The following is a 26,594-nucleotide window of genomic DNA, read 5'->3' as shown; positions in this document are numbered from 1 at the left end:
AGCTACCTTGTAGCTTTTTTAGCTATTTTAATTATTTTTTTTGCAGCTCCTTCATCAGTTATAATTGTCATATTCTTTCTTAGTGATGCTATAGCCATTATAGCTTCTGCTTTTTCTTCCCCTCCAGCAACTCCTATTACATTATCTATCTTTTGAAAAGTATCTAAAGATATTCCTACAGTTAAAGATTCCCATACTTCTTTTCCTTCTATATTAAAATAGTGACCAAAAGCCTCAGCAACAGCACCTTTATTAATTATATCATCAATTTTTTCTTTCGAAAGCTGTCTTCTTTTTGCCATTACATCAGCTCTTCCAATACCAAATATTAATATGTCCATATCACGTATCAATTCTATTATTTCCTTTACATCAGGTACATTAAGTATTGCGTTCAAGGTTACTTTATCTACATTATCTGGTACATGTAGCAATTTATAATTAGCATCTAACTTTTTAGCTAGTTTTGCAGCTATACTATTGGATTGAGTTTCTACCTCTTTTCCTAACCCTCCTCTAGCCGGAATAACTAATACATCATTTGCAACTTTTCCTAATGGCATTTCTTCTGCTACATGAGCCATTGTAGTTCCACCGGTCACTCCTATTATAGAACCTTCTTTTATTAATTTCCTTAGAGTCATAGAAGCAACCTTGCCCATATCTTTCAATGTTAAATTATTATCATCAGAATTTCCTGGAACTATTAGAATCTTATCTACTTTTAATAAATTTGTTAGTGCTTCTTCTAAATTTGAAATTCCTTTTATTCTATGCATGATTTTTTCCATTTCTTTAATTACATTTTTTCCTTCCTCTGTTACATACATACCCATGCTTTCTATATTCAACAATCCATATTCTTTGAGAATGTTTACTTCCCTTCTAATAGTTCTTTCTCCTATATTAAGTTGATATGATAGTCCTCTTCTACCAATAGGTTGATTATAATATATAGTCCTTAAAATATTATATCTCAATTCAATTATATCAAATACTTCAGGGACAATTTTTTTTCCCAATTCAATTAAATCCATATTAATTAGCCCCACCTTTTGTAAACTAATCACAAATAGTATATGAAAAATACATAATTTTAAACCTCCGGGACATATAGTGTCCCTTATGTATAAAATCTGTCCCATGACCTGCAAAAATTAAAAGGCAATTTCACCTTAATCTAATTATAAACCATATGAACTTTCTTTTCAATAGTTATTAAGCCATAAAAAACATTAATATAAAATTAGAGTTGGTCATATTACCAACCCTAGGATCAACAATTTTACACCTTAATAAAATTAATATCTTCTCCTCACAGTTGAAGATGGAATCTCCAATTCATCTCTATATTTTGCAACAGTTCTTCTGGAAATATTTATACCTTTAGCTTTTAATATATCCGATATTTTCTGATCACTGTAGGGTTTTTTGGGATTTTCTCTTTCTATTAAATCCTTAATAATAGACTTAATACTAATAGAAGATATCTCACCACCATCAGTGGCAAAACCACTAGAAAAGAAAAATTTTAATTCATACAAACCCTTCGGAGTTTGAACATATTTACCATTTGTAGCTCTACTCACTGTTGATTCATGCATTTCAATATCTTCAGCCACTTCACTCAATGTAAGCGGTTTTAAACCTTTTTCTCCAATTTCGAAAAAGTCCTTTTGAAATTTTAATATAGACTCAATTACTTTATATATAGTCATTCTTCTCTGCTCAATACTTTTAATTATCCACATAGCAGAATTTAATTTTTTAGTGAGATATTCTGTAGCTTTTGCATCTTTCCCTTTTTGTAATAATTCTTTATAAAAATTATTTATATTAAGCCTAGGTCCTGTAACATCATTTAATATTATAATATATTCCCCATCTATACACTCGATGGTAGCATCAGGAGTTATATATTTTACTTGTTCTTCGCTACTAAAACATCTTCCTGGTTTAGGTTCTAGTGTTTTTATATAATCACATGCTTCTTGAACTTCATCTATGTCCATATCCAGTTCCTTTGCTATTTTAGATAATCGATTATAAGCAATATCTTCTAGATAATGATTAATTATTATTTCTACTTTAGGGCTTTTATTTTTATCTTTTCTAATCTGTAACAACAAACATTCTTTAAGATTCCTTGCCCCAACTCCTGTAGGCTCAAAACCTTGAATTATAGATAAAACGTTTTCAACCTTTTTAGGATTTACTCTAAAATCCTTAGCCACTTGTTCTACTGAAGCCATAAGATATCCGTTTTCATCAATATTCTCTATTAATATCTCTCCTATTTTCCTTTCCTCTTTGCTTATTTCTAATACATTTAATTGAAAAAACAGTTCATCTTTTAAAGATGGAGAATAACTAATAAAATTATCAAAACTATATTCTTTTGCATTTTTATCCACTTGAGGTCGATAGCTTACATCGTCATCTTTACCTATATACTCTTTCCAATCAATTTCTTCTTTTTCGTCAACATAATCATCTATGTTTTCATAATCTTTTGTTGAATTCTCCAGTTCTAATAAAGGATTTTCTTCTATTTGTTTTTCCAAATACTCATTTAACTCTTGACTAGTAAATTGAAGTAATTGAATAGCTTGTCTTAATTCAGGCGTCATTACTAATTTTTGAACTTGTTCAAGGGCTAAGTCATATCCTAACTTCATTAGGTTCACTCCTATTATTATCAATAATATTAATAAAAAATTTGTTATCCTACCTTACTCGCTTAGTATTATTATATCAAATATTGCCACTAGATCAAAATACCAAATAAGTACAAATTTTTAATTAAAACCTTTGTTCTGTACAGAACAAAGGTTTTAATTAATCTTGATCCTTTTCATAAGGTATACCATTAGCTGCAGGACCAGTAGCTTCTCCAACGAAGAATACTAATACTATTATAGTTATAATATAAGGTATCATAGCTAATATTTGGGATGATATTTTTAAACTTGTACCTCCTAAATATACTGCTAAACCTTGTGCTATTCCAAATAATAAACAGCCCCACATAGCTCCTTGAGGCTTCCAATTACCAAATATCATGGCTGCCAATGCAATGAACCCTTGCCCTGATATTAATGATATTCTATAATTTGATACTACGGCAATACTCAATGCTGCTCCACCAAAACCTGCAAGTATACCAGAGAGAATAACCGCTAAGTATTTTATTTTAAAAACATCTATTCCTAAAGTATCCGCTGCTCTCGGATGTTCACCTACAGATCTTAACCTAAGTCCTAATTTAGTTTTATATAATATAAACCAGACCAATATCACCAATAAAAATGCAATATATACTGTTGCATATTGATTTAATACAGAATTCCAAAAAGAATTTGTAGAAAAAAATCTATCAAGAGGTCTTGGAATTTTATGATTTAAATCCAAAGGCAATGTCATAGCAGCCCCATCAAAAAATATCTTACATAGATATAGTGCTAATCCTGGTCCTATAAAATTTATAGCAGTACCTGATATTACATGATCTGCAGCAAATGTTACACATGCAACAGCATGCAACAATGCTAACGCACCGCCAGATAATCCAGCTGCTAAAAACCCTAACCATGGATTACCCGTAAAATATGATACCGCTGCACCTGTAAATGCACCAATAGTCATCATACCTTCTAACCCTATATTTACTACACCTGCGTTTTCAGATATAACCCCACCCAAAGCAGTATACATCAATGGTGCTGCATACATTAAGCTAATCCCTAATATTATTCCTAAATCATTTAATGCTTTCAACTTCCCCACCTCTTTTCTTTTCTCTATAGGAAATAATCATTTCAACTAGCTTTGGCATTGCTATGAAGAATACTATAATACCTATTATTATATTTATTACCTCAAACGGTGCACCTATAGCTGGCTGTAATTTACTACCACCATATTTTAAAGCACCAAATAATAATGCTGCAGGTATACATCCTATAGGATTGTTCCCAGAAATTAGAGATACCGCTATTCCATCAAATCCATAACCTTCCATTATAGCTAATATAGCTGTTTCTTTGGATACTCCTAATACTTGAGTTGCTCCTGCTAATCCAGATAATGCGCCTGCTATCATCATAGATACCACTATGTTTTTCTTAACATCTATACCGCCATACTCAGCAGCATCTTTATTGAACCCTACTGCCCTAAGTTGATAACCTAATGTAGTATGTTTTAATATATACCATATTAGCATAGCTACCAATATGGCAATTATAAAACCATAATTTACTGGTGGATTTAAAAATTCTTTCCAAAACTTATGCTCTACTAAAAAAGCTTTTCCAGCTTCAGAAGTTTTCCATTTTCCTAGTACATTTATACTAGCAGACTCCAATATCCTATGAGATGCATCTTTGTTAGGTCTTTTAAATGCTTTGGTAAATACCATAAAATTGCTAAAATATAATGCAATCCAATTTAACATAATAGTGGTAATTACTTCATTTATTCCAAATTTTGCTTTCAATAACCCAGCAAATCCAGCCCACAACGCTCCTGCCAATGCTCCAGCTAATAATGCTACTATTGGATGAATAATTGGAGGAAGTTTTACAAAATAACCTACTAAAGTTGCAACTAAACTACCTATTATAAATTGTCCTTCTGCTCCTATATTAAATAAGCCTGTTCTAAAAGCAAATGCTACCGATATACCAGTTAGAATTAATGGAGTAGACCTAATTATAGTCCATGATATATACTTAGGACTTCCAAAAACACCCTTTATCATAACTCCATAAGCTTCTAAAGGATTAAACCCTGCTATCAATAATACTATAGCCCCTACAATTAGTCCCAACAATATGGATATTCCTATCATTATAAATCTATTTCGCTTCATCTATTGTACCTCCTCCAGCCATTAAGTAACCTAGAGTTCTTTCATCTGCTTCTTTTGCATCCATTATATCTATAATTTTTCCATTAAATATAACTGCTATTCTATCAGAAAGATTCATAATCTCATCTAATTCAAAAGAAATTAATAATACTGCTTTTCCATTATCCCTTTGTTCTATTAAATACTTGTGAATAAATTCGACAGCTCCCACATCTAATCCCCTTGTAGGCTGCGCTGCTATTAATACATCAGGATTATTGGATATTTCTCTAGCCAATATAACTTTTTGTTGATTACCACCAGAAAGTTCACCAACTTTATGATTATGATCTTGTGGTCTTATATCAAATTTATCTATAAGTTCTATTGCAAAATTTGAAATTGATTCATGATTTAATCTACCTTTAGTAGAAAAAGGTTCTTTATAGTAATTTTCTAGTATCATATTTTCAGCAACTGTAAATTCCAATACTAATCCTCTTCTTTGCCTATCTTCAGGAATTGTATTAATTCCACTTTCAATTATCTCTTTAGGAGTTAAATTAGTTATATCTTTTCCATTTAAAGTAACTACTCCACTTTCTACTGGTCTTAATCCTGTAATTCCTTCTATAAATTCCGATTGCCCATTACCATCAACTCCAGCAATTCCCAATATTTCTCCTCTATGCAATTTCAAAGATAAACCATTTACTGCATTTAAATTCCTATTATCTTTAACTACTAAATTATCGACTTTTAATATAACATCTCCTATATCTACTTCTTTTTTGTCTACCTTAAAACTTACTTGTCTTCCTACCATCATAGCTGCTAAATCCTCTTCTGCTATATCTGCCACCTTTACTGTATCAATCTTTTTACCCCTTCTTATGACTGTGCAGTAATCTGCTACCTGCTTTATTTCCTTAAGTTTATGAGTAATTATAATAATAGTCTTTCCTTGATCAGATAAACTCTTCATTATTTCCATCAATTCATCTATTTCTTGAGGAGTCAATACTGCAGTTGGCTCATCTAATATCAAAATATCTGCTCCTCTATACAGAGCTTTTAATATCTCAACCCTTTGTTGCATTCCTACTGATATATCATGTATTTTAGCATTAGGATCTACATGAAGACCATATTTTTTAGATAATTCTTCTATTTCCTTAGTAGCTCTTTCAATATCTAAAACTCCCATGTTTTTAGTAATTTCCATACCTAATATTATGTTTTCTACTACAGTAAATGTTTCTACTAACATAAAATGCTGATGAACCATTCCAATACCGTTCTCTATTGCAACACTAGGATTAGTAATATCAATTTTTTTACCATTTATATATATTTCTCCAGAGGTTGGTTTATATAAACCATATAATATATTCATCAAGGTGGTCTTCCCAGCCCCATTTTCCCCCAATAATGCATGTATTTCTCCTTTATGAACTGTTAAATCAATATTATCATTTGCAACAAAGTCACCAAACTTCTTAGTAATATTTTTCATCTCAATAACTTTAGTATTAAAATCAATACTCAATAGGACCCCTCCTATCTAATATTTTTGCAGCTCAGGCATAGGTCTGAGCTGCAATTTCTTATTTTATTATAATGTTTTCATAAATTCTTTAAAAGTTTCTTCATTATAAGGTACTTCTATTTCCCCATCTATTATCTTCTTTTCTAATTCTTTCACTTCTTCAAGTATTTCCTTTGGTACATGCTTATCAGAAGTTGGTGCAATACCTACTGCTCCTTCTTCTAAACCATATACTACAGTTTGACCTCCCGGGAAATTGTCTTCTACTAAATCCTTCACTACATTATAAACTCCAACATCAACACGTTTCATAGCTGATGTAAGTACATTATCTGGTGCTAAGTAGTTTTGGTCTCTATCTACACCAATTGCCCATTTATCTTGCTCTTTTGCAGCTTCTATAACTCCATTTCCTGTATCTCCTGAAGCATGGAATATAATATCTGCTCCTTGTTGATACATTTGAGTAGCAATTGCTTTACCCTTAGATACGTCTGAGAAGGATTCAGCATATTGATTAAGTATTTCTATTTCTTTTCCTAATTCTTTAGCAGCATATTGAACTCCTGCTTGGAATCCATAGTCAAATCCCCATATAACATCTCCTGCAGTACCTCCAACAAATCCAACTTTATTAGTTTCAGTCATTTTACCTGCAATATATCCTACTAAGAAAGATGATTGCTCAGCTTTAAATACAACTCCTACTACATTATCAGGTGTTTTATCACCATAAGAAAAGTCAACAATTGCATATAATTGGTCTGGATTATTGGTTGCTGCATCAAGTAATGCATCACTTAGTTTATAGCCTATACCCCATATTAAATCATTACCTGCATCCAATAAAGTTTCAAAGTTAGGTGCAAAATCAGCATCTTGTTGTGATTCTACATAAGATACTTTTATACCAAAATCCTTTTCTGCTTTTTTTAAACCTTCCCATGCTGACTGGTTAAAAGATTGGTCATGAACTCCTCCTTCATCTGTTACCATAGCAACTTTAATATCTGATTTTGGCTTTTCAGCATTATTTCCACATCCAGCCATGCTAAAAACTAATACTCCAATCAATAAAAAAACTAACAACTTTTTCTTCATTTTAAAACTCCCCTTTCTCATATAGTATTATTAGTAGGTTACTATTAAAACTATAACTTATTTGGGTAATCACACACTACTTTAATTAATAATAATTACCACCTTTATTTGTAAAATACCTTTATTTTTTAGTACTGAACTAATTTATATTATATCATATTATTTTTATAATTAAAAACTTGAATTATTTATTTTTAACTCATTTAAGCACATTTTAAGAACAGTAAAATATTAAATAATTTTCTATATGGTAAATCAAAATAAAGCATATAAATAAAAAATACTCCAATAACTCTTGGAGTATTGGAGTATTTTAACAAGGATCAGAACCTTTAGATACATATCCTGCTTTAGATAATATTTCTATAGCTTTATCTAGCTTTTCTTCATTAACCATCACAATAGGACCAGTACATCCCATTCCTGATTCAGCATAAATGCCTTCTTTCCACAATGTTTTAACAGCATCTTCTAATTCCATTATATCTATACCCGAAATTGTACCAGTAACTGTTTCAGCTGGTGGAGCTTCCACTTCTTCATCTTCTTCTGATTTTTTTGTATCCTTTGTAAGTCCTTTTAATATCTCCTTAATACCAGCTTTATTTGCTTTTTCAAATTCCGATTTGGCTATAGCCTTAACATTGCCTCTAACTAAATCTGCACCATAGCTAATTGCGTTAGCAACTACAGGAGTTCCAGAAGCTCTAGATAATATTAAAATCAATCTATTATAATCTTCACCAATTCCTGGTCCATAAGCATATCCCAACGACTCATAACTTCCTCCAGTAGTATATGAAGAAAATACCTTAATTAATATATTTCCTGTTAATGTATCTGTAACCATCACATCTGGTACTCCTGCTAACAGGTCATTTCCTCTCATAATGCTTCCACCATCTGCTCTAACAGACTCAGCAAAATTAATTTCATAACCATTATCATTCAACTCATTAAACACTCGTTCAACCTGTCTAGCTCCGTCTACATTTAATATTCCTACTGTAGGATTTTCTATCCCAATAGCTTTTGCAGTTATTATTCCACTTATACCGTTTATAACCATAGCTTCAACTCTATGAGGAGATGAAGTACCAGTTGTTGTGGCAATTATCATTTCCTTACCTTTTCCTGGTGTTATAACTCTTCCTACTGTGGAAACCCCAATAGGGAAACTATAATGCATTGTAACACAAGCATCTATTTCTCCACTATCTAATAATTCTTCCATTTTTTTGTGCCCATCTTCTTCTGTTTCAACTATTACTTGTGTTAGTTCTGTATCATATTTAGGTCCAATTAATACTACTTCAATAGAAGGATCCCTCTTTTGAGCAAGTTCTGCACCTTTTACTAAATTTTCTACTCCATGTTCTGATCCTAAAGTAGTTAAACCCACTCTTATTCTTTCACCAAATTGACCCGTTTCTATAGCATCTGCTATATTATTAAAAACCTTTCCAATCATCTTTTTAACATTATTTTCTACCATTTTTATATCACCTCTAATCCTGAAGTAGATGAGATGCAAAATCTCTCATGGCTTCAGCTATAAGTGCTTTAATTTCTTCTTCTGATATAACTTTCTCTTCTTCTGTTTTTCCTGAGTTTTTCTCCACTATAATGGAAACACCATCAAATAAATTAGTCATTCTTCCTAAGAATAAACTTCCTTTGCCTATTATCATTGCATTGTTTATTCTACCTTCTAATATGTCTTCTCTAGCAAATCCTAGATAAGGTACTCCAGATGGAATATGCCCTTGTGTTGGTGCCCAACCTACCATTCCATGTTTTTTAATGAAATCTAGCATTTGAGACCTTTCTAGATCTTTTCTCATTACTCCTAAAGCACCTATCATCTTATAATTTGCATTTGGCACATCTCCTGCGCCCGCTGGTTTTGTAATATCAGGATTTTGCATTTCTACTGAATATTTATCAACATCAGTAATTTTTAAATTACCTTTTTCTAAAGGAGCAGTAACTAAAGAAGTCATTACAGCTTGTGGTGATGAACCAGTCCCAACTGTATGCCTTCCAACTAAATCAGTCCTCAATACTGGATTTACACCATCATTCTCACTTACTAGTACTGCAAATCCTCCAATTACATCTTCTAATATTGGCATGTCATTTTCTACATGGTTTTTCCCATTCATGCCTAACTTTGCTGTTGAACCACCAGAAATAACTACCACATTTTTAAATGTTCCTGCCTGCACTAATGAAGAAGCTATAATTAAAGCATGAGTTGGAGCTGCACAAAAACCTCTTGTATCTGAACCTGTGGTATTTTTAAATCCAACCATTTCAGCAATTGATTTGGCAAAATTACCTCCCCCTCTTTGGTTCATATCTCCACATGCTTCTTCTGAACATTCTATTATATATTCTACATCGTCAGGATTTATATTGTTTTTAGCTATTAGATTCAAACCAGCTAAAACACCTGATGCCTTACATGCAATGTTTTCAAATAATACATGAGCTTTTAAATTTTCATCTACATCATGTGCTCTTTTTACACAGCCAACCATTTCTCCATCAAAATATATGCCTTCTGCCCCTTGTTCTTTTACTAACTTTTCAATATCTGTTAAATCTTCTCCAGTTTTAAGTCTAGATATTAAATCATCTCTATCTTTCATTATAGGATGAGATTCTAACTTAGCCTTAACTTTTTCTGTAAATTCTTTGGTCAATTTAACTAAATCAAAAGTATCTACTATTTTCATCAATCCAATAAACTCATCCTCTGGCATAATCTCTCCATATTTTCCAAATCTAGACGCATCTTCTAATGGTTTATTATACCAAGGTTGTGGATGTTCTCCTAATTCTTCTGGTGTCATATTACCTATATAAACTTGATTAGGCATATAATTTATAACTTCTTCAAAGTCACGTAAATGGTTTGGTAACTTTTTTAAATACTCAGAATCTGGATTTAATATTCTTTCAGTCGTTTGAGTAGTTCCATTATTGATAACCATATCTTTAGCATGCACTAATATATAACTAGCACCTTTTACTACAGGATAACTCATAATTCCACCTCCATGAATTTTATGTAATATTTTTATAATCTTTAAATGGGTGATAAAAATCACCCATTTAAAGTTTTAAAATTAATCTTCAAATACAGTTTGTTCTTCTACATCAGTTGTTAAAGCAACTAATGCTTTTTCAACTAACTTTCTTCTTAAAGCTTTTTCCTCTTCAGGATCTAGGTTTGGATTTCCTAATGGATGAGGAATAGCAATTGTTGGCACTATTCTATTTGCACCTACTGTAAGTGAAATTGGTACTACTGTACACATGTGAACTACAGGAATTCCTGCTCTTTCAATTTCTTTTACCATCGTTGCACCGCAACGTGTACAAGTACCTCAGGTTGAAGTTAATATAACTGCATCTACACCATCAGCCACTAATTCTTTACCAATTTCTTCTGCAAATTTTTTAGCATTAGCAACTGATGTTCCATTACCTACAGTAGTGTAAAAATATCTGTGAAGTTTGCCGATTTTACCTTCTTTTTCCATTTCTCTTAACACATCAACTGGCAATACTCTATCAGGATCTTCGTTAGCATATACTGGATCATATCCGCCATGAGCAGTTTCATGATCTTCACTTGTCAAATCATCAAAACCTTCTATATCATATTTCCCATATTTAGATGCTGATGAAGATTCAATATGATCTGGATTTCCTTTAGGCACAATTCCACCAGAAGTTACTAAAGCTATTGTAGCCTTTGAAAGATCCTTTATCGCTGGTTGTGGATCTACTCTATCAAAATCTGGCATTGGAAATTCAGTTACAAAATCTTCACCTTTTAATTTTTTAAGCAACATTTCTACTGCTCTTTCAGAACCTCTTTTATCAGTAAAGTAATTTTTCCTAATTCCTCTTGGAATGTACCCTTCTTCCTCTGGGGATCCTATTTCTTCGCCTTTTGCAATTTTTAGTGCTAAAGGTGCCATTTTCTTAACTGCATCTCTCATACCTGCAGCAGAATTCTTAGTAGATACTATATATACACTTTTTTTGTACATATCTGCTCCAGGATTTTCTTCATACATTCCAGTTATAGCTGGAATACCTAATTCAGTTTGGACTGCGTCTGCAATTGTTCCACATGCAACACCATATCTACCTGCATTAAACGCTGGTCCTGCTATAAATAAATCTGGATCCTGTTCTTTTACCATTTTTAAAATTTCAGCTTTTGCCTCTTCTACATTCTCATTAAAATAGCTATCACCACATATAATGGTAGCAACTATTTCTGCTTCACCATTAAATTCTTTATTTAAAGCCATTCCTGGTCCAACAACGCCTTCTCTAATTTCTGGTTTATAATCTGCTTTTTCTTCTCCACCTATTCCGGCAAAAAACTGGTTAATATAATGGACTACTTTAATTTTCCCCATTAGATTCCCCCCTCTCTTTTTTTCTAGGGAATTAATCTTTAAATTTACAATATTCTTCTCTTATACTCTTTACTTCGTTTATAATTTCATCAACATCTAAAACCATTTCCATCATACCTATTTGTTCATCATAAACTTCTGGATCTACAGATTCTTTAAATTCTGGTTCTACTGCATGATAAACTCTAAGTCCTAACTGGACTCCTGCTAATGGACCTGCAAAAGTTGGGTCTCCGGCTGTAACCGTTTCAGCTGCTAATCCTGCTGCTTCAGGTTCAGCTCCACCTATTATAACGATTACATTTTCAGCACCATATTTTTCTGTTAATTCTTTAACCCTTCTTTGGTTCTCTAGGTCCATAGCGCCTGCAGCAGTTCAGACGAAACATTCAGTTGATGAAAATACTACTTCTGCATCAGTAGTTTTTACACATTCTTCAATAGCTGGTCCTGGTATACCATCTCTATCGCCAATAATTATAACTTTTTTATTCTCATCAAATATTGACATATCCACACATCCTTTCTTATGTTTTTCTTAATTATTTTTATTTCTACTAAATGTAAATATTAATATCCTTTCGCAGACATCTTATTAAATCCTAATTCATTAGTCGCACCTGTTATAGCTTGAAGTTCTACTGTTATGGAACCATCTTCCTTCAAACTTCCATCAAAGCCTCCTGCTATAACATTTACAAACTCTATATGTCCAATTACTTTATCCATTGGTGGTAATTCAACAATTTCATTAGCATTTCCTGCTGTTACCACTGCATCTGCAAGAGGATCAGCATCAGCTAATGATTGACTAGCACCATCTCGTCCTGCATACTCATCAGTTATAATAACAGTTTTTATGCCTTTTTGTTCAATTTTCTTACAGTTCATTATAAGGTCGGTATCTGGATTACCAAACCCTTCTTGTGAAATTATTACTCCATCTAAATCTAGATATTCTGCTAGTTTAGCTGTCCAATTAGAAGACCTTTCCTTGTCTGCTAAATATACATTTTCATTAGTTATAATAACCCCAACAAAGTTTAATTCTTTTCCATGTTTTTTATATAGATCTTCTATAACTGGATTGTTTAGATGATGATAAGTGGTATTCTTATCACAAGCAGATACACAATTTCCACTTATAATAGCTCCATCCATTATTTCTGTTGGATACAATATAGTTGGAACTATTTGTTTTGCATCTACTCCATATACATAGGTATCATGAAGCAAACCTTGTGATTGAAGCATTTGAACATAAGCTACTCTTGGAAGCTCTGGATACTCTTTTGCTCCTTCAAATAATGTTTTAGTTTCATATACTTCTACTTTATCAGGAGTTAATTCCTTTGCAACTTCTGCTAGGTAAGCTGCTGCTTTAAGTCCTGCAAATCTAACAGCTTTCTCATGATCATGTTGCTTCAAATTGTCCTGTGGTTCGCATATTAAAACTATATTGTTTAATTTTGAGAATGGAGTATATTCTGCTCCAGGTCCTGTCATATCTATAATGCCTTCCTGGAAACCTACAATTTTACCTGTAGTAACAACTGCACATCCTTTTAATACATTGGTTTTCCCACTACCAACAGTATCAACTTTAGATAATACTCCTGGGAAAATACCTCCTGGTCCTTCAACCTTAACTCTTGGCTCAATTACATCCTTAACAGGAGTAATTCTTACACTCTCACCAGGTTTTGCAATTTCTACGTCTACTTCTTTAAGGTGCTCATCTTCCTTTATTAAGGCTATCAATTCTTCTTTATTTACATAAAGCACCCCATTGTCAACTTTAGTTTCATTACCAAATTGAACATCTTTTATAAGCACATGGCCTAATTCAAGACGCATAAATTCACCTCCTCTAGTTCTAAAAACATCTATTTTAATTCTGGGCAAAGCCCAGAATTAAAAACTAATTTGCATACTTCTTAACCATTTCTTCTACAGCTGCTGGTGTAGCTTCAGATTCTGCTAATCTTTCTACTTCTTCTCCATCTTTATAAATAACAATAGCTGGTAATCCCATTACTTTTTGCTTTATTGCCAATCTTCTTGCCTTAGTAATGTCTAATGAACAAAATTTCACCTTGTCTCCATATTTTTCTGCTAACTTTTCCACATGAGGCATCAATGCCTTACATGGTTCACAAGTTGGTCCCCAATAATCTACTAATACTGGTCCTTCTGCCTTTAAAACTTCTTCTTCAAAATTTTCCTTTGTTAACTCTATCATAATTATCCCTCCTAAAATATTTTTTATTTATTTATTTATTTATTTTCCATATTCTGTCCCTTCTAGAGCATCAATATATTTTCCAGCCTGAACTGCTGCAATAGCTCCATCAGCAGTAGCTGTTACAACTTGCCTTAAAGATTTAACTCTACAATCTCCTGCAGCAAATACTCCAGGGATATTAGTTCTCATATCTTCATCTGTTACAATATATCCATCTTTCATTTCAACTTTTCCTTCAAATAATTTAGTAGCTGGTATAAACCCTATAAACACGAATATCCCAAAGGTTCCATCTTCTTCATCGGCAACTATTTCTGTTAACTCACCTGTTTTAACATTTTTAACTACCATTGACTCAACTATTCCATCACCTTTTATCTCTTCTACTACTGAGTCCCACATAAAATGTATTTTTTCATTATTAAATGCTTTTTCTTGAATAGACTTTGCAGCTCTTAATTCATCTCTTCTATGAATAATAGTAACCTTTCTAGCAAATTTAGTCAAATATATAGCTTCTTCTACTGCAGTATCTCCTCCACCTACTACATAAACCTCCATGTCCTCAAAGAAAGCAGCATCACATGTAGCACAGTAAGAAACTCCCCTGCCTGTTAATTCTTTTTCTCCTGGACAACCTATTTGTCTTGGATTAGCACCTGTAGCAATAACTATAGATTTTGCTTTATATTCATCTTTTTCTCCCTTTAATACTTTTATTTCACCTTCTAATTCTACATCTACAATAGGGTCTATTTTCCCTTCAGCTCCAAAACTCTTTGCTTGATCCACCATTCTTGCTATTAAGCTTGGTCCTGTAGCATTTTCTATAGAACCTGGATAATTAGCTACCTCTGCTGTTGTTACAATTTGTCCACCTGGTTTTTCTTTTTCAAGCATTAACGTTTTACGCCTATCTCTTGATGCATATATTCCTGCTGCTAACCCCGCAGGTCCTTGCCCTACAATGATAACATCATAAATTTCTGACATGTTTTTCACTCCTTTAGATATATTTTACAATATTTATAATGTTGATACTTAATTTTAATTGTAACATAATACGCTTGTAATATTTTAAATTTTTAAATAATTAAATAATTTGAATCCATTTTTTTAACGATAAGCCTTCCTCTTGAATGCAATTATGTATTATTTTCTTCTATTCTAGACAAGATATTATGACTACTGTTCTAAAACTTACTCTATCATAATAATACTGATAATACTTTACCTTATTATAATAAAATATGCAAATTTATATTTTATTAATCATTGACATAGTATATGATACCCATAAACATTAATTTAAAAACTAATAAGTTTAATTTGTTCATTATTTAAGTTTTTAAACATAATAAAAAACAGAATAGAAGAAGCACATAAGTGCCTTCTTACTCTGTTTTAAAACCTGAGAGTTTCCCCATCTAAATTGAATGGATTGCTCCTTCGGTGCTTAAAGCTTTTCAGAGTTTCGTCAAAATACGGTCCTTTTGCCTGAGATCATCGCTGTATATCGGCAGATATTATACAGCTTATTCCTTCGGCGCCATGTATGTAAATGGTCTCTCCCGTATTTGTCATCCGAAATGAAATAATATTAATTTTTTTAAAACATTGACATGTTTTTCACACCTCAAGTACATTATAATATATAAATTTAATTATAGCAAGACTTTTTATAGGTTTTTTATTTTCTTAATTTATTATTCTTTTAGTAAATCTAACACATAAAGAGATATATTTGAAGAATGGTCAGAAATTCTCTCAAAATTACTTAATAAATCCAAAAAGACTACTCCAGAACTTGGTTGACACAACAATTTATTTAATCTATCAATATGATTTGTTCTATATTCTTTTTCTAAAGCATCTATTTCCTCTTCCAACCTTAATACCTCTCTAGCTTTATCAAAGTCTGTATTTTCTAATGATTCCAAAGCTTTATGAAATACTTCTTGACTTTTATTGGCTATTTTATCAAATTCATCCATAGCTTCATCACTAAAATGTAATCTCTCATCAATAGCTAATTGAGACAATTCAGCTATATTGTCTGCATGATCTCCTACCCTTTCAATATCATTTACTACATTCATAAGTACATTCACTTGAACATGCTGTTCATCTGTTAAAGGTGCATTGGATAATTCTACTAAATATTCAACTATATCTTTTTCTAATCTATTAATAACTTTTTCTTGCGAAAATACTTCTCTTGTCATTTTTTCATCCTTGTTTTTAAAAGACATTGCAGCCAATGCTAAATTTTCTTCTACTATCTTACCCATTCTCAATACTTCTTTTATCACTTGACCTAGAGCAATAGAAGGAGTTTCTATAATTCTAGGATCCAAATATTTTACTCCAACTTCAACTTCTTCATCTTCTCCAGGAACTAATTTGTTTGCCGCTTTTACCAACAATCCTGCAAAAGGTAATTGAACTACTACATTTATTAAATTAAACAACGTGTGAGCATTAGCAATTTGCCTCTGTACATCATTAGGTGATAATTTTAAAACAATTGCTTCCACAGGGTTTCTAAGTATAGTCATAAAAATAATAGTACCTATTAAATTAAATAAAAAATGTATAACTGCTGCCCTTTTTGCTGTTTTATTGGTACCTATACTGGATATTAGAGCTGTAGTCGTTGTTCCAATATTATCCCCAAATAATATTGGAAATGCAATATTTAATCCCACTAATCCTTGAGAAGCTAAGGCTTGTAATAATCCAATAGAAGCACTACTACTTTGAACTATAGTAGTCAAACCTAAACCAACTAATATACCTAAAAAAGGATCAGTTAAACTAATCATAATTTTTTTAAACACAGGACTGCTTGCCAATGGCTTTAACCCACTACTCATCATATTCATGCCAATAAACAGTATACCAAATCCAATAAGAATCTCAGCTAAATTTTTCGATCGTTTTTTTGATGTGGCAATCCAAATACCTACTCCAACAGCAACTGCTAGTGGAGCAAAATCAGTTAAATTAAATGCTATTAATTGGGCTGTTATAGTGGTTCCTAAGTTAGCACCCATTATAACTCCAACAGCCTGTGTCAAATTCATAAGTCCAGCATTTACGAAACCTATTACCATAACCGTTGTAGCACTACTACTTTGTATCACCATGGTAACCAAAGCACCTACAATTACTCCCATTATTCTATTATTCGTTAGTATTTCTATTAATGTCTTCAACTTTTCCCCTGCAGCTTTTTGTAAACCCATACCCATTAAATTCATGCCATACAGAAAAAGTCCTAAACCGCCTAAAACAGGTAATGCTATATCCATTTTTATCCTCCTAATCCCCTATACTATAACTTTTTTGGGTATAAAATTTATAGTATATCTATTAGTACATCTAACATTAATATAATTTCAAAAGCTTAATTATCAAATATTTTACAAAATTTATTCTAAATAAGGAAAATTCAACTGTCTTAGTGCCTCAAATAGTATTATATTAACTGAATTAGCTAAATTTAGTGATCTTTTTATACCTTTTTTCATAGGAATCTTTATAGTTCTATCCCAATTAGAATATAATATTTCATCTGGCAAGCCTTTAGTTTCCTTACCAAATACTATAAAACAATTTTCCGTATAATTTACTTCAGTATATAATTTTTTACCTTTTGTAGTCGCAAAATAAAATTTATTATTAAAATGTTTTTCTTTCACTTCATTAAAACTGTCATAATAATATATTTTTACCAAGTGCCAATAATCCAATCCTGCTCTTTTTAAATACTTATCCTCAACAGAAAAACCTAAAGGTCTTACCAAATGAAGATTAGTGTTAGTCAATGCACAAGTTCTAGCTATATTCCCAGTATTTTGAGGTATTTCTGGTTCTACTAGTACAATATTTAACCCCATGAAACTCCCTTCTTTCTATACATTTAATGCATACTTTTCTATTGCTTTTGATACTCCATCCTCATCATTAGTATCAGTAATAACGTGTGAATGCTCTTTAGCAATATCATCGCCATTTTCCATGGCAATAGCTAAACCAGCTACTTGAAACATAGATATATCATTTTCGTTATCCCCTATAGCTATTACTTGTGATGTCTCTATATTTAATCTCTTACATAACCGTTTTAATCCTTCTCCTTTAGACACTCCTTTGCTCATAGCTTCTACATTATTATACCAAGAACTGGATATATCAATTCCTTCTATTTGTTTTAATGATTCTCTAAAATTCACTAATTTATCTTTGTCTTCTTCTATAAATACAAATTTATATATCTTAGGTACTTGGTCATTTAAAAACTTCAAAGGATCATTCAATACTTTAAACTTTATTTGTTGCTCGTTTAAACTATTTTTATTAACTCTATAATTTTTTACCACATCTTCATCTAATATTCTACTATAGAACGTATCCATATCATAAAAATGATAATATATATGATTCTTTTCTGCTAGTCTAATTAAATTTTCTGCTATTTCTATATCTAGGGCATTCTCGTATAATATATCTCTTTCACCATTAAGAGATACTACCGCTCCATTACATGCAACTATGGAACTACTTAACTGCAAAGATCTAGAGTAATATAGGGCAGATTTAAGAATTCTCCCTGTAGATAGTGCCACATACATCTCTTTCTCTATAACTTTATACAAAGTTTCTATATTTCTTTTAGATATTTTATTTTGACTATTTAATAGTGTGCCATCCATATCTATAGCTATTAGTTTATATTTCATCAGCAATCCTCCTCTTAAGTTTACCAAAAATAGCATATCATAAAAATTAAAATAGTCAATAAAAAACTTCATTTTGTGTTGACACAAAATGAAGTTTATAAAGGAATTACACAAATACTATTTGTGATTGGATTTCTTTCTATTGCTACTTCTAAATTATATGCTCTTTCAATATTAGGTTCATTGATAACTATACTGGGTTCACCTACTGCTAATATACGTCCCTCATTTAATAATAATATCCTATCAGAATATCTGGCGGCTAAATTTATATCATGAATGACTAATACTATTGTAGTTCCTTGTTTTTTATTTAATTCTTCTAAAAGCTTTAATATCTCCATTTGATGATTGATATCTAAATGGCTAGTAGGTTCATCTAATAATATGATATCTGGATTCTGAGCTAGGGCTTTGGCAATAATTACTCTTTGACATTCTCCACCACTTATTTCATTTATTCTTCTTTTCTTTAAATTATAGGTATTAGTTAGCTTTAAAGCTTCATCCACTATCTGGTAATCTTCTTCTTTTTCCTTCTCAAATCTACCAATATAAGGATATCTCCCCATTAATACTATATCTTCAACAGTAAATCCATAATCTATCACCGTGTTCTGAGATACCAAAGCTATACTTCTAGCTAATTCCTTTCCATTATAATCTTTAATATTCCTTCCTTGTACTAAAATAGTACCTGATTTAGGCTTATAAATATTATTTAACAATTTTAAAAGGGTAGATTTGCCTGAACCATTAGGTCCAATAATACTTATAAATTCACCTTGTTTTATCCTAAAACTTATATTATCAAGTATGTTTTCTTTTCCATATCCAAAACTTAAATTTTTTACCTCTACAGCATACATTCTTATCACCTACTATATGGATTTCTTACTTTTACGCAATAAATATATGAAAAAAGGACCTCCAAACAACGCAGTTATGATCCCAACAGGTATTTCCATAGGAGAAACAATAGTTCTTGCTATGGTATCAGTAAATATCATAAATATCCCACCCATAAGTGCAGAAGAAGGTAGTAGTATCCTGTGATCTGGCCCAACTATTATCCTGACTATATGAGGTATAATAAGACCTACAAAACCTATCATGCCACTTATAGATACAACCATTGAGGTCATAAATGTACCTAAAATTAATATACATGTCTTGGTTTTCTCTACTTCTACCCCTAAACTATGAGCAGATTCTTCTCCTGTCAACATTATGTTTAAATCCCTAGCAAAAAAATTCATAACTATTATAGATAATGTTATAGGTATAAAAAGCTTTATAACTGGTTCCCATCCTTTACCTGACAAACTACCTAATGTCCAATATATTATCTTATTCATATCCTTGCTATATATAACCATCAAAAAAGACATAATTGCAGTTAAAAACTGTCCTACAGCCACTCCTGATAACAGAAGTGTCGTTACAGGGACTTTTCGCTTTATCCTAGCCATATTATATACTACAAATACAGATACTAATCCTCCTATAAAAGCAAATAATGAGATAGTTGAAAATCCTAATATACTTATATCTAAATTAAATACAATAGATATACTAGCACCTAATGCTGCACCAGAAGATATTCCTAATACATAAGGATCTGCCATAGGATTTCTAAGCATACCTTGAAAGGCAGCACCAGCTGTAGACAAGCTGGCACCAACCAAAACTCCCAATAACACCCTGGGCAAACGTATAGACCAAATAATGGTTTTATAAGAATCTAATATATGGGATGTTTCTATATGCCTATTTAATATTGGCAATTTAGAACCAATTATCCTAAATGTATCTAATACACTAACATCAGCCGTTCCAATAGTAGCAAATAACCCTACAGAAAATATAAGGATCAATAAAAGTAAAAATATTATACTTCTATGGGAAAACTTATCCCTATCATTTATCATACATATCCCTGCTTTATTTAAATAATTCAGGATGAATAGCCTTAGCTACTAGTTCCAAAGCCTCCACTATTCTAGGTCCTGGGCGCGATACTATATTAGGTTCTAATGAATAAATCTTATCATTTTTTATAGCAGTAATGCTTTCATATCCTGGTCTTTGTTTAATGGATTCAGGACTTCTTTCCTCCATATCAGCAGCTGCTAAATATACTTCCGGATCTCTTTCAATTAATTTTTCTACATCAAATTGAGGATAGGGACTATCTGCATCCTTTGCTATATTATCTCCTCCAGCCAAGGTTATTAATTCATCCATGAAAGAACCTGGTCCTGCTGCAGTTAATGGATCATGCCAAATTTCATAAAACACTTTCACTTTTTCTACATCCTTAGTTTTTTCTACAATCGAATTTTTTTTGTCTATCATTTCTTTAGTTACTTTTTCAGCTTCTTCAGTTTTGTTAGTTATCATACCCACAGTCTTTATCAAATTTATAACTTCATCTATAGTTTCTGGCTCATAAGATATAACTTTTATTCCTGCCTCTTTCAAATTATTATTTATACTTTCATCTCCTGGACCATATTGAAATACCATATCAGGTTCTAATTCAATAATTCTTTCTATATTTATTTCTTTAAAACTTCCTACTTGCTCTTTAGTTTTTGCCTCTTCTGGATAATCACAGAAAGATGTTACTCCTACTAGATTATCTCCTAAACCTAGACTAAATAATATCTCCGTATGACTTGGTGCCAAAGATACTATTTTCTCTGGTGCCTTTTCAAATACTAATTTATTACCAAATTGATCCTCTATTTCTAAAGGATATTCTACAGCTGATTTTGACACTTCATTACTATTTTCTTTTGGTTCTTTAACATTAGACTGATTATTAGAAGTACAACCTACAAATAAAGTCATAATTAGTAAAGATATCAGCAACAATACAACAAATTTATTTTTTCTCATATTGTTCATTCATATCTCCTCCTTTTGTAATTTATTAAATAAAGTTAAAAAATTAAAAAATCCCTAGCCTTTCAATACAAAAGGATAGGGAATCCTAGACTTGTTTATCCCTCCCTCCGAGGCGTTGCTTTAATACAGGCAGGTATCCTGGCTCATGGTTCATCCTACTCCCAACGCCTTCCCAGTTTCCCAGTGGCATATAGTTGGTTTCGTACCCATTTACAGTAGCGGGGGCTGCAGTGGATTTGCACCACTTTCCCTTTATCCTATCAAAGGATGCCTATACTTCTATCTATTTAAATTATTTAGTTGTCATCAAAGAATAGTATCATATTATCTATTTTTTTTCAATAGTTTATCTTTTTGAGTTTTTTGCTTTGTCTAGAGATATCAAACATATGTGACACAGACCTCTGAAAAATTTCTTAGATAAGTTCATCTTTTAGATAATAAATTTTCTTTGTTTGCTTCTATAAATAGTTAGTTTGCTATCCCATCTTCTCGAACACCTTTATACTCTTTTTTACCCCAATTTGCGTCTAGGTCTCGATGTCCATCTTCTTTTTTTGTTTTTGTTCTTTCTTTTGGAAAGCGATGGTATCACCTTACCTTCAAGGGCTAAATTATTACTAAATACGATATCTTATTCTCTCTGGCTTTACCTTTCTAATACATAACATTTTTATTCTTTTTCATCAATAGTAATTTCTTGTTCGTGACTCCCTCTCCCTGTCTTATATATATAATTCCTTGGTTTATAAAAATCTCGAGAAATAAGTTTAGTTTCTACAATTTTACCATTTTTTATTATATGTTTATAAGTATGAACCTTATAGCCCTTTCTTCCTTCTTGAACTAATTCTTTGGTTCCCGGCTCTAATGCACTATCTTCTACTATCTCCTCTTTTGGCTCTATAGTTTCCACTACCTTTGGTTCTATTTTTATACTGTAATTCTTAGAAGCTTTATCCCCGTATATATATATATGAAGCCTATCTCCCATAATTCTAGAATGGATAAAAAGAGGAAAATCAAAATTATTTCTAAATTTCAAATCCAAAAAACCATAAGATACTGCTGCATCCTGTCCAAGATTAACATATTTTACTGGTACAGAATGAGGTGATCTTTCTATAATTTCTACATCTGCTAACAAAAGTGCATTATACAATGTGGTTGATGTTTGACAAACTCCACCACCTACATCAGGAATAAATTCCCCTTTTTTAATTATATTTGCTTCCTTGTATCCAAATTCTTTCTTTCTAGGTCCAACAACTTCATTAAAAGAAAATATTTCTCCTGGCATTATGATTTTTTTGCTGAGAGCCTGAGCTGATATTTTAATATTCTCAATTCTCTCCTTTTTACTTCCTTTGAAAGATGTAAAATACTCTGCAATCACACCATTGATCCTACTTAACAATTCTCTGGTTCTAGTTGGTTTTATAATTTCAACTGGTATCTCAATAGGATTTAAATCATATATATTATTTTCAATTAATTGAATTAATTCTTCTTGTTTTACTTTTTTCCCTATGACTTCATCTGTAATAGTTATATTTCCATTATTAAAATGAAATTCAGCTTCTTTCATCTCCAAATCTATTTCCTGGGCAATCCTTCCTGCAAATTCATTAATTTTATTCTTATCATAGCTAGAATTTAAACTTATATTTACTCCATTTTTTTTAGTATCTATTATATCCGTTATTCTATTTATTATATTACCTTTTCTTCCTATAGAATATGCTTTATTTACTGCATCATCATAATTATATTTGAAATCAAATTCCCTTATATTTATATCATATACTTTATCCTCATAACTCAATACCATGTTTTTTTCATCTAATTCTTTTTCTTTACTGCTTCTTATAAAATTTAAAGCTTCTTCTTTAGTTTTAAAACTTAAATCAAATTCGTCAACACTAACACCCTCATATATTTGATTTGTACTTAATACTTTATAATATCCATAAGCACCTAATCCTAGAATAATAGCGGTTATACTAATTAATAGAATTAATAGATTTAGACTTCTCTTTTTTGTTCTTTCCATTTCTAGCCTCCAAATTTAACAAACTTAAAATGTGTATTTAAATAATATGTAAAATAAATTTCAATAATGCTATTTATTCCAAAATATTTGAATTGTATCTCCATCTTTTAAAGGAGCCATATATTCTGCATCTTCACCATTTAATTTAAGTACTAGTTTTCCTTTAGGCTTAGTTAAATCAAAATCTATGTAATTAAATATATCCACAAATAAAAACTCTTTTTTCTCATGTTTAATAGTAATTTCTTTTCCGTTTATTATTAAATGTATATTATTAGTAGGTAAAAATAATAATTGATCATTAACCTCTAATTTTTCATTTCCTTTAATCTTTTTCCCATTTAATAATATACGTTCTATAGATACATCCTCATTTAAATATTCCAATAATTCCTCCACAGTATTTATTTCAATTATTTCAATCTTATCTCCTTCTTTAAGTTTAGGATTTCCTTCTATTTTTATTCCATTTACTTTAACATATTTAATCAAATTAAAAGGTTTTTCATTAATGAATATAATTTTTTCCCTAGGTATACAATCATACAAATAAGGAATCATTTTTTCACCCTTAGTTCCTTTTTTTATCTCTACTACATCTCCATTTTGTAATGAAGTATTTAAATTCCCTATTTTATTATTTATATATATTTCAGCTGGTTTTCCTATTCCCCCAGTCAAGGTTTTTTTATCTCCATTTACAAAATATATAAAATCTTCTCCGAGTTTAGGTAATAAATCCCTTGGATTATATCCTGTAAGTACCAATATATCTGATACTTTAACTTTATCTACATTAAATAATCGAATTTCTTTACCATTAAATTTTATTTCAATTAAATTATTATATTTCTTATTCAAACTTTCTATAGCTATTCCTATAGGAGTTATCATATCTGGTCCATTAATATTATTATCCATTCCTTCAATATTTTCAATAAAACTAATATCCCTAATAGATACCCTTTCCTTTGGAAGACCTAAATTTTTTGCTAAACATTCCTTAAGTCCTGGCATTTGGCTGCTTCCTCCAATTAAAAAAACAGCACTAGGTGCTTTACCATTAAATTCCAGTATTTTTTCTGCAATTTCTCTTGAAATTTCATCTATAATATCATATATGTCATTAACAATCTCCTCAGTAGTAAGCTCATACTTCATACCCACTATATTATTAAAATTATGTTTATCCTTTGAATTAAGTTGTGTTTTTAATTTTTCGCTAGATGTAAAATCCAACAGATATTTTTTAGATAAAATCTCTGTTATTTCATCCCCTGCTTTAGATGTCATAGCATAAGCTATGATATTTCCATCCTTTGTTATAGCTATATCTGAAGTACCAGCACCAATATCCACTAGAGCTAAATTTAGTAATCTTAAATCTTCTTTTATTGCTACATTTATTGCTGCTATAGGTTCTAAAGTTATGGTTCCCACCTCAAGTCCCGCTCTTGAAATAACTGTATATAAACTTTCTATTACCATTTGTGGCAAAAAAGTAGCTAATAATTCTACCCCAATTTTTTCTCCTCTGTGTCCATCTAATTTAGTCATAACATTATCATCTAAATAATAATTTATAACACTATAATCTATGCTATAATACTTCAACTTGTTATTGTTTTGTTCTTCATTTACTATGTTTTGAGCTTTTTGTACTGCTTCTAATTCTAAAGCATCCACCATGTTTTTTGTTATTTCTAAAGTCTCATCTATTTTTTTATCCACTCTTACCTTACAGGTTTTTAAAGATCTGCCAGCTGCAGCAATAGAAACCTTTTTCAATTTAACATTTAATTTCCCTTCTAGCTCTTCTACTATCTCCTCTACTATTTTAGTAACTCCCTCAATATCGTGGATCTGTCCATCGTACATATTGCGCCTATCGTGTTCTTTTATTGAATAACCTAGTATATTAATCTTTTCATCTTCTGTATGTTGAGCAACTATCCCAATGATAGTTCTAGTTCCAATGTCTAAAGAAAAAACTAAATCATCAAATGTGTTTTTCATAATTAACAATCCTCTCCATCTTTATTGATTTTTTGTTTGAAATACAAACAATAATCTATTAAAGGACATTTATCACACATAGGATTTTGTGCTTTACAAATTCTCCTTCCATGAAATATCAATAGATGATGAACTTTAGACCACATACCTTTATCTATATTATTCATCAAATCCTTTTCAGTATCTAATACATTTAAACTATCTGCTAATCCTATTCTATTTGATACTCTAAATACATGGGTATCTACAGCTATAGCTGGAATCCCAAAAGCATTACTTAAAACCACATTAGCAGTCTTTCTACCAACACCGGGTAGAGTTATAAGTTCTTCCAGTGTATTAGGTACTTTCCCATTAAAATTTTCTAATAACAGATTACATGTAGCTAAAATATGTTTGCTTTTATTCCTATAAAAACCACAAGATTTAATTTTTTCTGCTAATTCTTCCTCTGTAAGTGTCAAAAAATCCTGTGGTGTTTTGTATTCCTTAAATAATTCTTTTGTGACTTTATTTACTTGAATATCAGTGCATTGAGCAGAAAGTATAGTTGCTATCAGCAATTCAAAAGGATTAGAATAATTTAACTCAGACTTGGCATCTGGATATAAATCTATTAACTTATTTATCACTTCTTTAATTTCCTCTTTAGTTAACATATTCTTCATACAAATA

At 31.1% G+C, this 26,594-nt stretch carries 22 protein-coding genes and 2 riboswitches; all 22 genes read right to left on the bottom strand.

The annotated features are described in order from the left end of the window. Positions 1–2: 2 nt before the first annotated feature. The 22 genes from JL105_RS02760 to nth all read right to left on the bottom strand — a co-directional run bounded on the left by JL105_RS02760 (position 3) and on the right by nth (position 26,587). Positions 3–1,037 (bottom strand): sugar-binding transcriptional regulator, encoded by a 1,035-nt coding sequence (locus JL105_RS02760; RefSeq protein WP_132026445.1) that lies wholly within the window; start codon positions 1,035–1,037, stop codon positions 3–5. Between the two features lie 264 nt (positions 1,038–1,301). Then, positions 1,302–2,678 (bottom strand): RNA polymerase factor sigma-54, encoded by a 1,377-nt coding sequence (rpoN, locus tag JL105_RS02755; protein ID WP_132026443.1) that lies wholly within the window; start codon positions 2,676–2,678, stop codon positions 1,302–1,304. A gap of 160 nt (positions 2,679–2,838) precedes the next feature. Further along, entirely contained in the window at positions 2,839–3,732 is an 894-nt protein-coding gene (locus JL105_RS02750) for an ABC transporter permease (RefSeq protein ID WP_132026669.1), read from the bottom strand. Positions 3,733–3,760: 28 nt separating this feature from the next. After that, on the bottom strand, positions 3,761–4,873 hold the full coding sequence (locus JL105_RS02745; protein WP_132026441.1) for an ABC transporter permease: 1,113 nt from the start codon (positions 4,871–4,873) through the stop codon (positions 3,761–3,763). Continuing rightward, positions 4,860–6,368 (bottom strand): ABC transporter ATP-binding protein, encoded by a 1,509-nt coding sequence (locus JL105_RS02740; RefSeq protein ID WP_132026671.1) that lies wholly within the window; start codon positions 6,366–6,368, stop codon positions 4,860–4,862. The genes JL105_RS02745 and JL105_RS02740 overlap by 14 nt, the downstream gene beginning before the upstream one ends. 99 nt (positions 6,369–6,467) lie before the next feature. Next, positions 6,468–7,502, bottom strand: coding sequence for a BMP family lipoprotein (locus JL105_RS02735; protein WP_132026439.1), 1,035 nt, complete (start codon positions 7,500–7,502; stop codon positions 6,468–6,470). A 313-nt stretch (positions 7,503–7,815) separates the two neighbouring features. Beyond that, positions 7,816–8,997 (bottom strand): glycine/sarcosine/betaine reductase complex component C subunit alpha, encoded by a 1,182-nt coding sequence (gene grdD, locus JL105_RS02730; protein WP_132026437.1) that lies wholly within the window; start codon positions 8,995–8,997, stop codon positions 7,816–7,818. A gap of 13 nt (positions 8,998–9,010) precedes the next feature. Next, positions 9,011–10,555: a glycine/sarcosine/betaine reductase complex component C subunit beta gene (grdC, locus tag JL105_RS02725; RefSeq protein ID WP_132026435.1), complete on the bottom strand. Its 1,545-nt coding sequence runs from the start codon at positions 10,553–10,555 to the stop codon at positions 9,011–9,013. A gap of 81 nt (positions 10,556–10,636) precedes the next feature. Continuing rightward, complete coding sequence (gene grdB / locus JL105_RS02715; protein WP_132026433.1) at positions 10,637–11,947, bottom strand: glycine reductase complex selenoprotein B; 1,311 nt, start codon at positions 11,945–11,947, stop codon at positions 10,637–10,639. Between the two features lie 31 nt (positions 11,948–11,978). Further along, a complete protein-coding gene (gene grdA, locus JL105_RS02710) occupies positions 11,979–12,458 on the bottom strand; it encodes a glycine/sarcosine/betaine reductase complex selenoprotein A (protein WP_132026431.1) in 480 nt (159 codons plus the stop codon). Positions 12,459–12,517: 59 nt separating this feature from the next. Next, positions 12,518–13,804 carry a glycine/sarcosine/betaine reductase component B subunit gene (locus tag JL105_RS02700; protein WP_132026429.1) on the bottom strand — a complete coding sequence of 429 codons (1,287 nt, stop codon included), beginning with the start codon at positions 13,802–13,804 and terminating at the stop codon, positions 12,518–12,520. 64 nt (positions 13,805–13,868) lie between these two features. Further along, positions 13,869–14,189, bottom strand: coding sequence for a thioredoxin TrxA (trxA, locus tag JL105_RS02695; protein WP_132026427.1), 321 nt, complete (start codon positions 14,187–14,189; stop codon positions 13,869–13,871). 39 nt (positions 14,190–14,228) lie between these two features. Beyond that, a complete protein-coding gene (trxB, locus tag JL105_RS02690; RefSeq protein WP_132026425.1) occupies positions 14,229–15,185 on the bottom strand; it encodes a thioredoxin-disulfide reductase in 957 nt (318 codons plus the stop codon). 482 nt (positions 15,186–15,667) lie between these two features. Further along, a riboswitch (glycine riboswitch) is annotated at positions 15,668–15,776 on the bottom strand. A gap of 122 nt (positions 15,777–15,898) precedes the next feature. Then, positions 15,899–17,506 (bottom strand): Na/Pi cotransporter family protein, encoded by a 1,608-nt coding sequence (locus tag JL105_RS02685; RefSeq protein ID WP_132026423.1) that lies wholly within the window; start codon positions 17,504–17,506, stop codon positions 15,899–15,901. A gap of 120 nt (positions 17,507–17,626) precedes the next feature. Continuing rightward, entirely contained in the window at positions 17,627–18,094 is a 468-nt protein-coding gene (locus tag JL105_RS02680; protein ID WP_132026421.1) for a tRNA (cytidine(34)-2'-O)-methyltransferase, read from the bottom strand. A 15-nt stretch (positions 18,095–18,109) separates the two neighbouring features. Beyond that, positions 18,110–18,937: a Cof-type HAD-IIB family hydrolase gene (locus JL105_RS02675; RefSeq protein WP_132026419.1), complete on the bottom strand. Its 828-nt coding sequence runs from the start codon at positions 18,935–18,937 to the stop codon at positions 18,110–18,112. A gap of 95 nt (positions 18,938–19,032) precedes the next feature. Continuing rightward, a complete protein-coding gene (locus JL105_RS02670; RefSeq protein WP_202690593.1) occupies positions 19,033–19,806 on the bottom strand; it encodes an ABC transporter ATP-binding protein in 774 nt (257 codons plus the stop codon). Positions 19,807–19,818: 12 nt separating this feature from the next. Next, on the bottom strand, positions 19,819–20,868 hold the full coding sequence (locus tag JL105_RS02665; RefSeq protein ID WP_132026417.1) for a FecCD family ABC transporter permease: 1,050 nt from the start codon (positions 20,866–20,868) through the stop codon (positions 19,819–19,821). A gap of 13 nt (positions 20,869–20,881) precedes the next feature. Next, positions 20,882–21,850, bottom strand: coding sequence for an ABC transporter substrate-binding protein (locus JL105_RS02660; RefSeq protein WP_202690592.1), 969 nt, complete (start codon positions 21,848–21,850; stop codon positions 20,882–20,884). Between the two features lie 111 nt (positions 21,851–21,961). Next, a riboswitch (cobalamin riboswitch) is annotated at positions 21,962–22,140 on the bottom strand. A 383-nt stretch (positions 22,141–22,523) separates the two neighbouring features. Further along, entirely contained in the window at positions 22,524–23,903 is a 1,380-nt protein-coding gene (locus JL105_RS02655; RefSeq protein WP_132026415.1) for a VanW family protein, read from the bottom strand. 69 nt (positions 23,904–23,972) lie between these two features. Next, on the bottom strand, positions 23,973–25,919 hold the full coding sequence (locus JL105_RS02650; protein WP_237722293.1) for a cell division protein FtsA: 1,947 nt from the start codon (positions 25,917–25,919) through the stop codon (positions 23,973–23,975). A gap of 2 nt (positions 25,920–25,921) precedes the next feature. Then, positions 25,922–26,587 (bottom strand): endonuclease III, encoded by a 666-nt coding sequence (gene nth, locus JL105_RS02645; RefSeq protein ID WP_132026411.1) that lies wholly within the window; start codon positions 26,585–26,587, stop codon positions 25,922–25,924. Positions 26,588–26,594: the final 7 nt, after the last annotated feature.

This window comes from Keratinibaculum paraultunense, from assembly GCF_016767175.1.
Lineage (GTDB): Bacteria > Bacillota > Clostridia > Tissierellales > Tepidimicrobiaceae > Keratinibaculum > Keratinibaculum paraultunense.
This window is presented reverse-complemented; position numbering and strand designations above follow the sequence as displayed.

Excerpts from the sequence above, each read along its gene's own strand:
- JL105_RS02760 (WP_132026445.1), bottom strand. The coding sequence starts at position 1,037 with ATGGATTTAATTGAATTGGGAAAAAAAATTGTCCCTGAAGTATTTGAT.
- rpoN (WP_132026443.1), bottom strand. The coding sequence starts at position 2,678 with ATGAAGTTAGGATATGACTTAGCCCTTGAACAAGTTCAAAAATTAGTA.
- JL105_RS02750 (WP_132026669.1), bottom strand. The coding sequence starts at position 3,732 with ATGTATGCAGCACCATTGATGTATACTGCTTTGGGTGGGGTTATATCT.
- JL105_RS02745 (WP_132026441.1), bottom strand. The coding sequence starts at position 4,873 with ATGAAGCGAAATAGATTTATAATGATAGGAATATCCATATTGTTGGGA.
- JL105_RS02740 (WP_132026671.1), bottom strand. The coding sequence starts at position 6,368 with ATGAAAAATATTACTAAGAAGTTTGGTGACTTTGTTGCAAATGATAAT.
- JL105_RS02735 (WP_132026439.1), bottom strand. The coding sequence starts at position 7,502 with ATGAAGAAAAAGTTGTTAGTTTTTTTATTGATTGGAGTATTAGTTTTT.
- grdD (WP_132026437.1), bottom strand. The coding sequence starts at position 8,997 with ATGGTAGAAAATAATGTTAAAAAGATGATTGGAAAGGTTTTTAATAAT.
- grdC (WP_132026435.1), bottom strand. The coding sequence starts at position 10,555 with ATGAGTTATCCTGTAGTAAAAGGTGCTAGTTATATATTAGTGCATGCT.
- JL105_RS02700 (WP_132026429.1), bottom strand. The coding sequence starts at position 13,804 with ATGCGTCTTGAATTAGGCCATGTGCTTATAAAAGATGTTCAATTTGGT.
- trxA (WP_132026427.1), bottom strand. The coding sequence starts at position 14,189 with ATGATAGAGTTAACAAAGGAAAATTTTGAAGAAGAAGTTTTAAAGGCA.
- trxB (WP_132026425.1), bottom strand. The coding sequence starts at position 15,185 with ATGTCAGAAATTTATGATGTTATCATTGTAGGGCAAGGACCTGCGGGG.
- JL105_RS02685 (WP_132026423.1), bottom strand. The coding sequence starts at position 17,506 with ATGGATATAGCATTACCTGTTTTAGGCGGTTTAGGACTTTTTCTGTAT.
- JL105_RS02680 (WP_132026421.1), bottom strand. The coding sequence starts at position 18,094 with ATGGGGTTAAATATTGTACTAGTAGAACCAGAAATACCTCAAAATACT.
- JL105_RS02675 (WP_132026419.1), bottom strand. The coding sequence starts at position 18,937 with ATGAAATATAAACTAATAGCTATAGATATGGATGGCACACTATTAAAT.
- JL105_RS02670 (WP_202690593.1), bottom strand. The coding sequence starts at position 19,806 with ATGTATGCTGTAGAGGTAAAAAATTTAAGTTTTGGATATGGAAAAGAA.
- JL105_RS02665 (WP_132026417.1), bottom strand. The coding sequence starts at position 20,868 with ATGATAAATGATAGGGATAAGTTTTCCCATAGAAGTATAATATTTTTA.
- JL105_RS02660 (WP_202690592.1), bottom strand. The coding sequence starts at position 21,850 with ATGAACAATATGAGAAAAAATAAATTTGTTGTATTGTTGCTGATATCT.
- JL105_RS02655 (WP_132026415.1), bottom strand. The coding sequence starts at position 23,903 with ATGGAAAGAACAAAAAAGAGAAGTCTAAATCTATTAATTCTATTAATT.
- JL105_RS02650 (WP_237722293.1), bottom strand. The coding sequence starts at position 25,919 with ATGAAAAACACATTTGATGATTTAGTTTTTTCTTTAGACATTGGAACT.
- nth (WP_132026411.1), bottom strand. The coding sequence starts at position 26,587 with ATGAAGAATATGTTAACTAAAGAGGAAATTAAAGAAGTGATAAATAAG.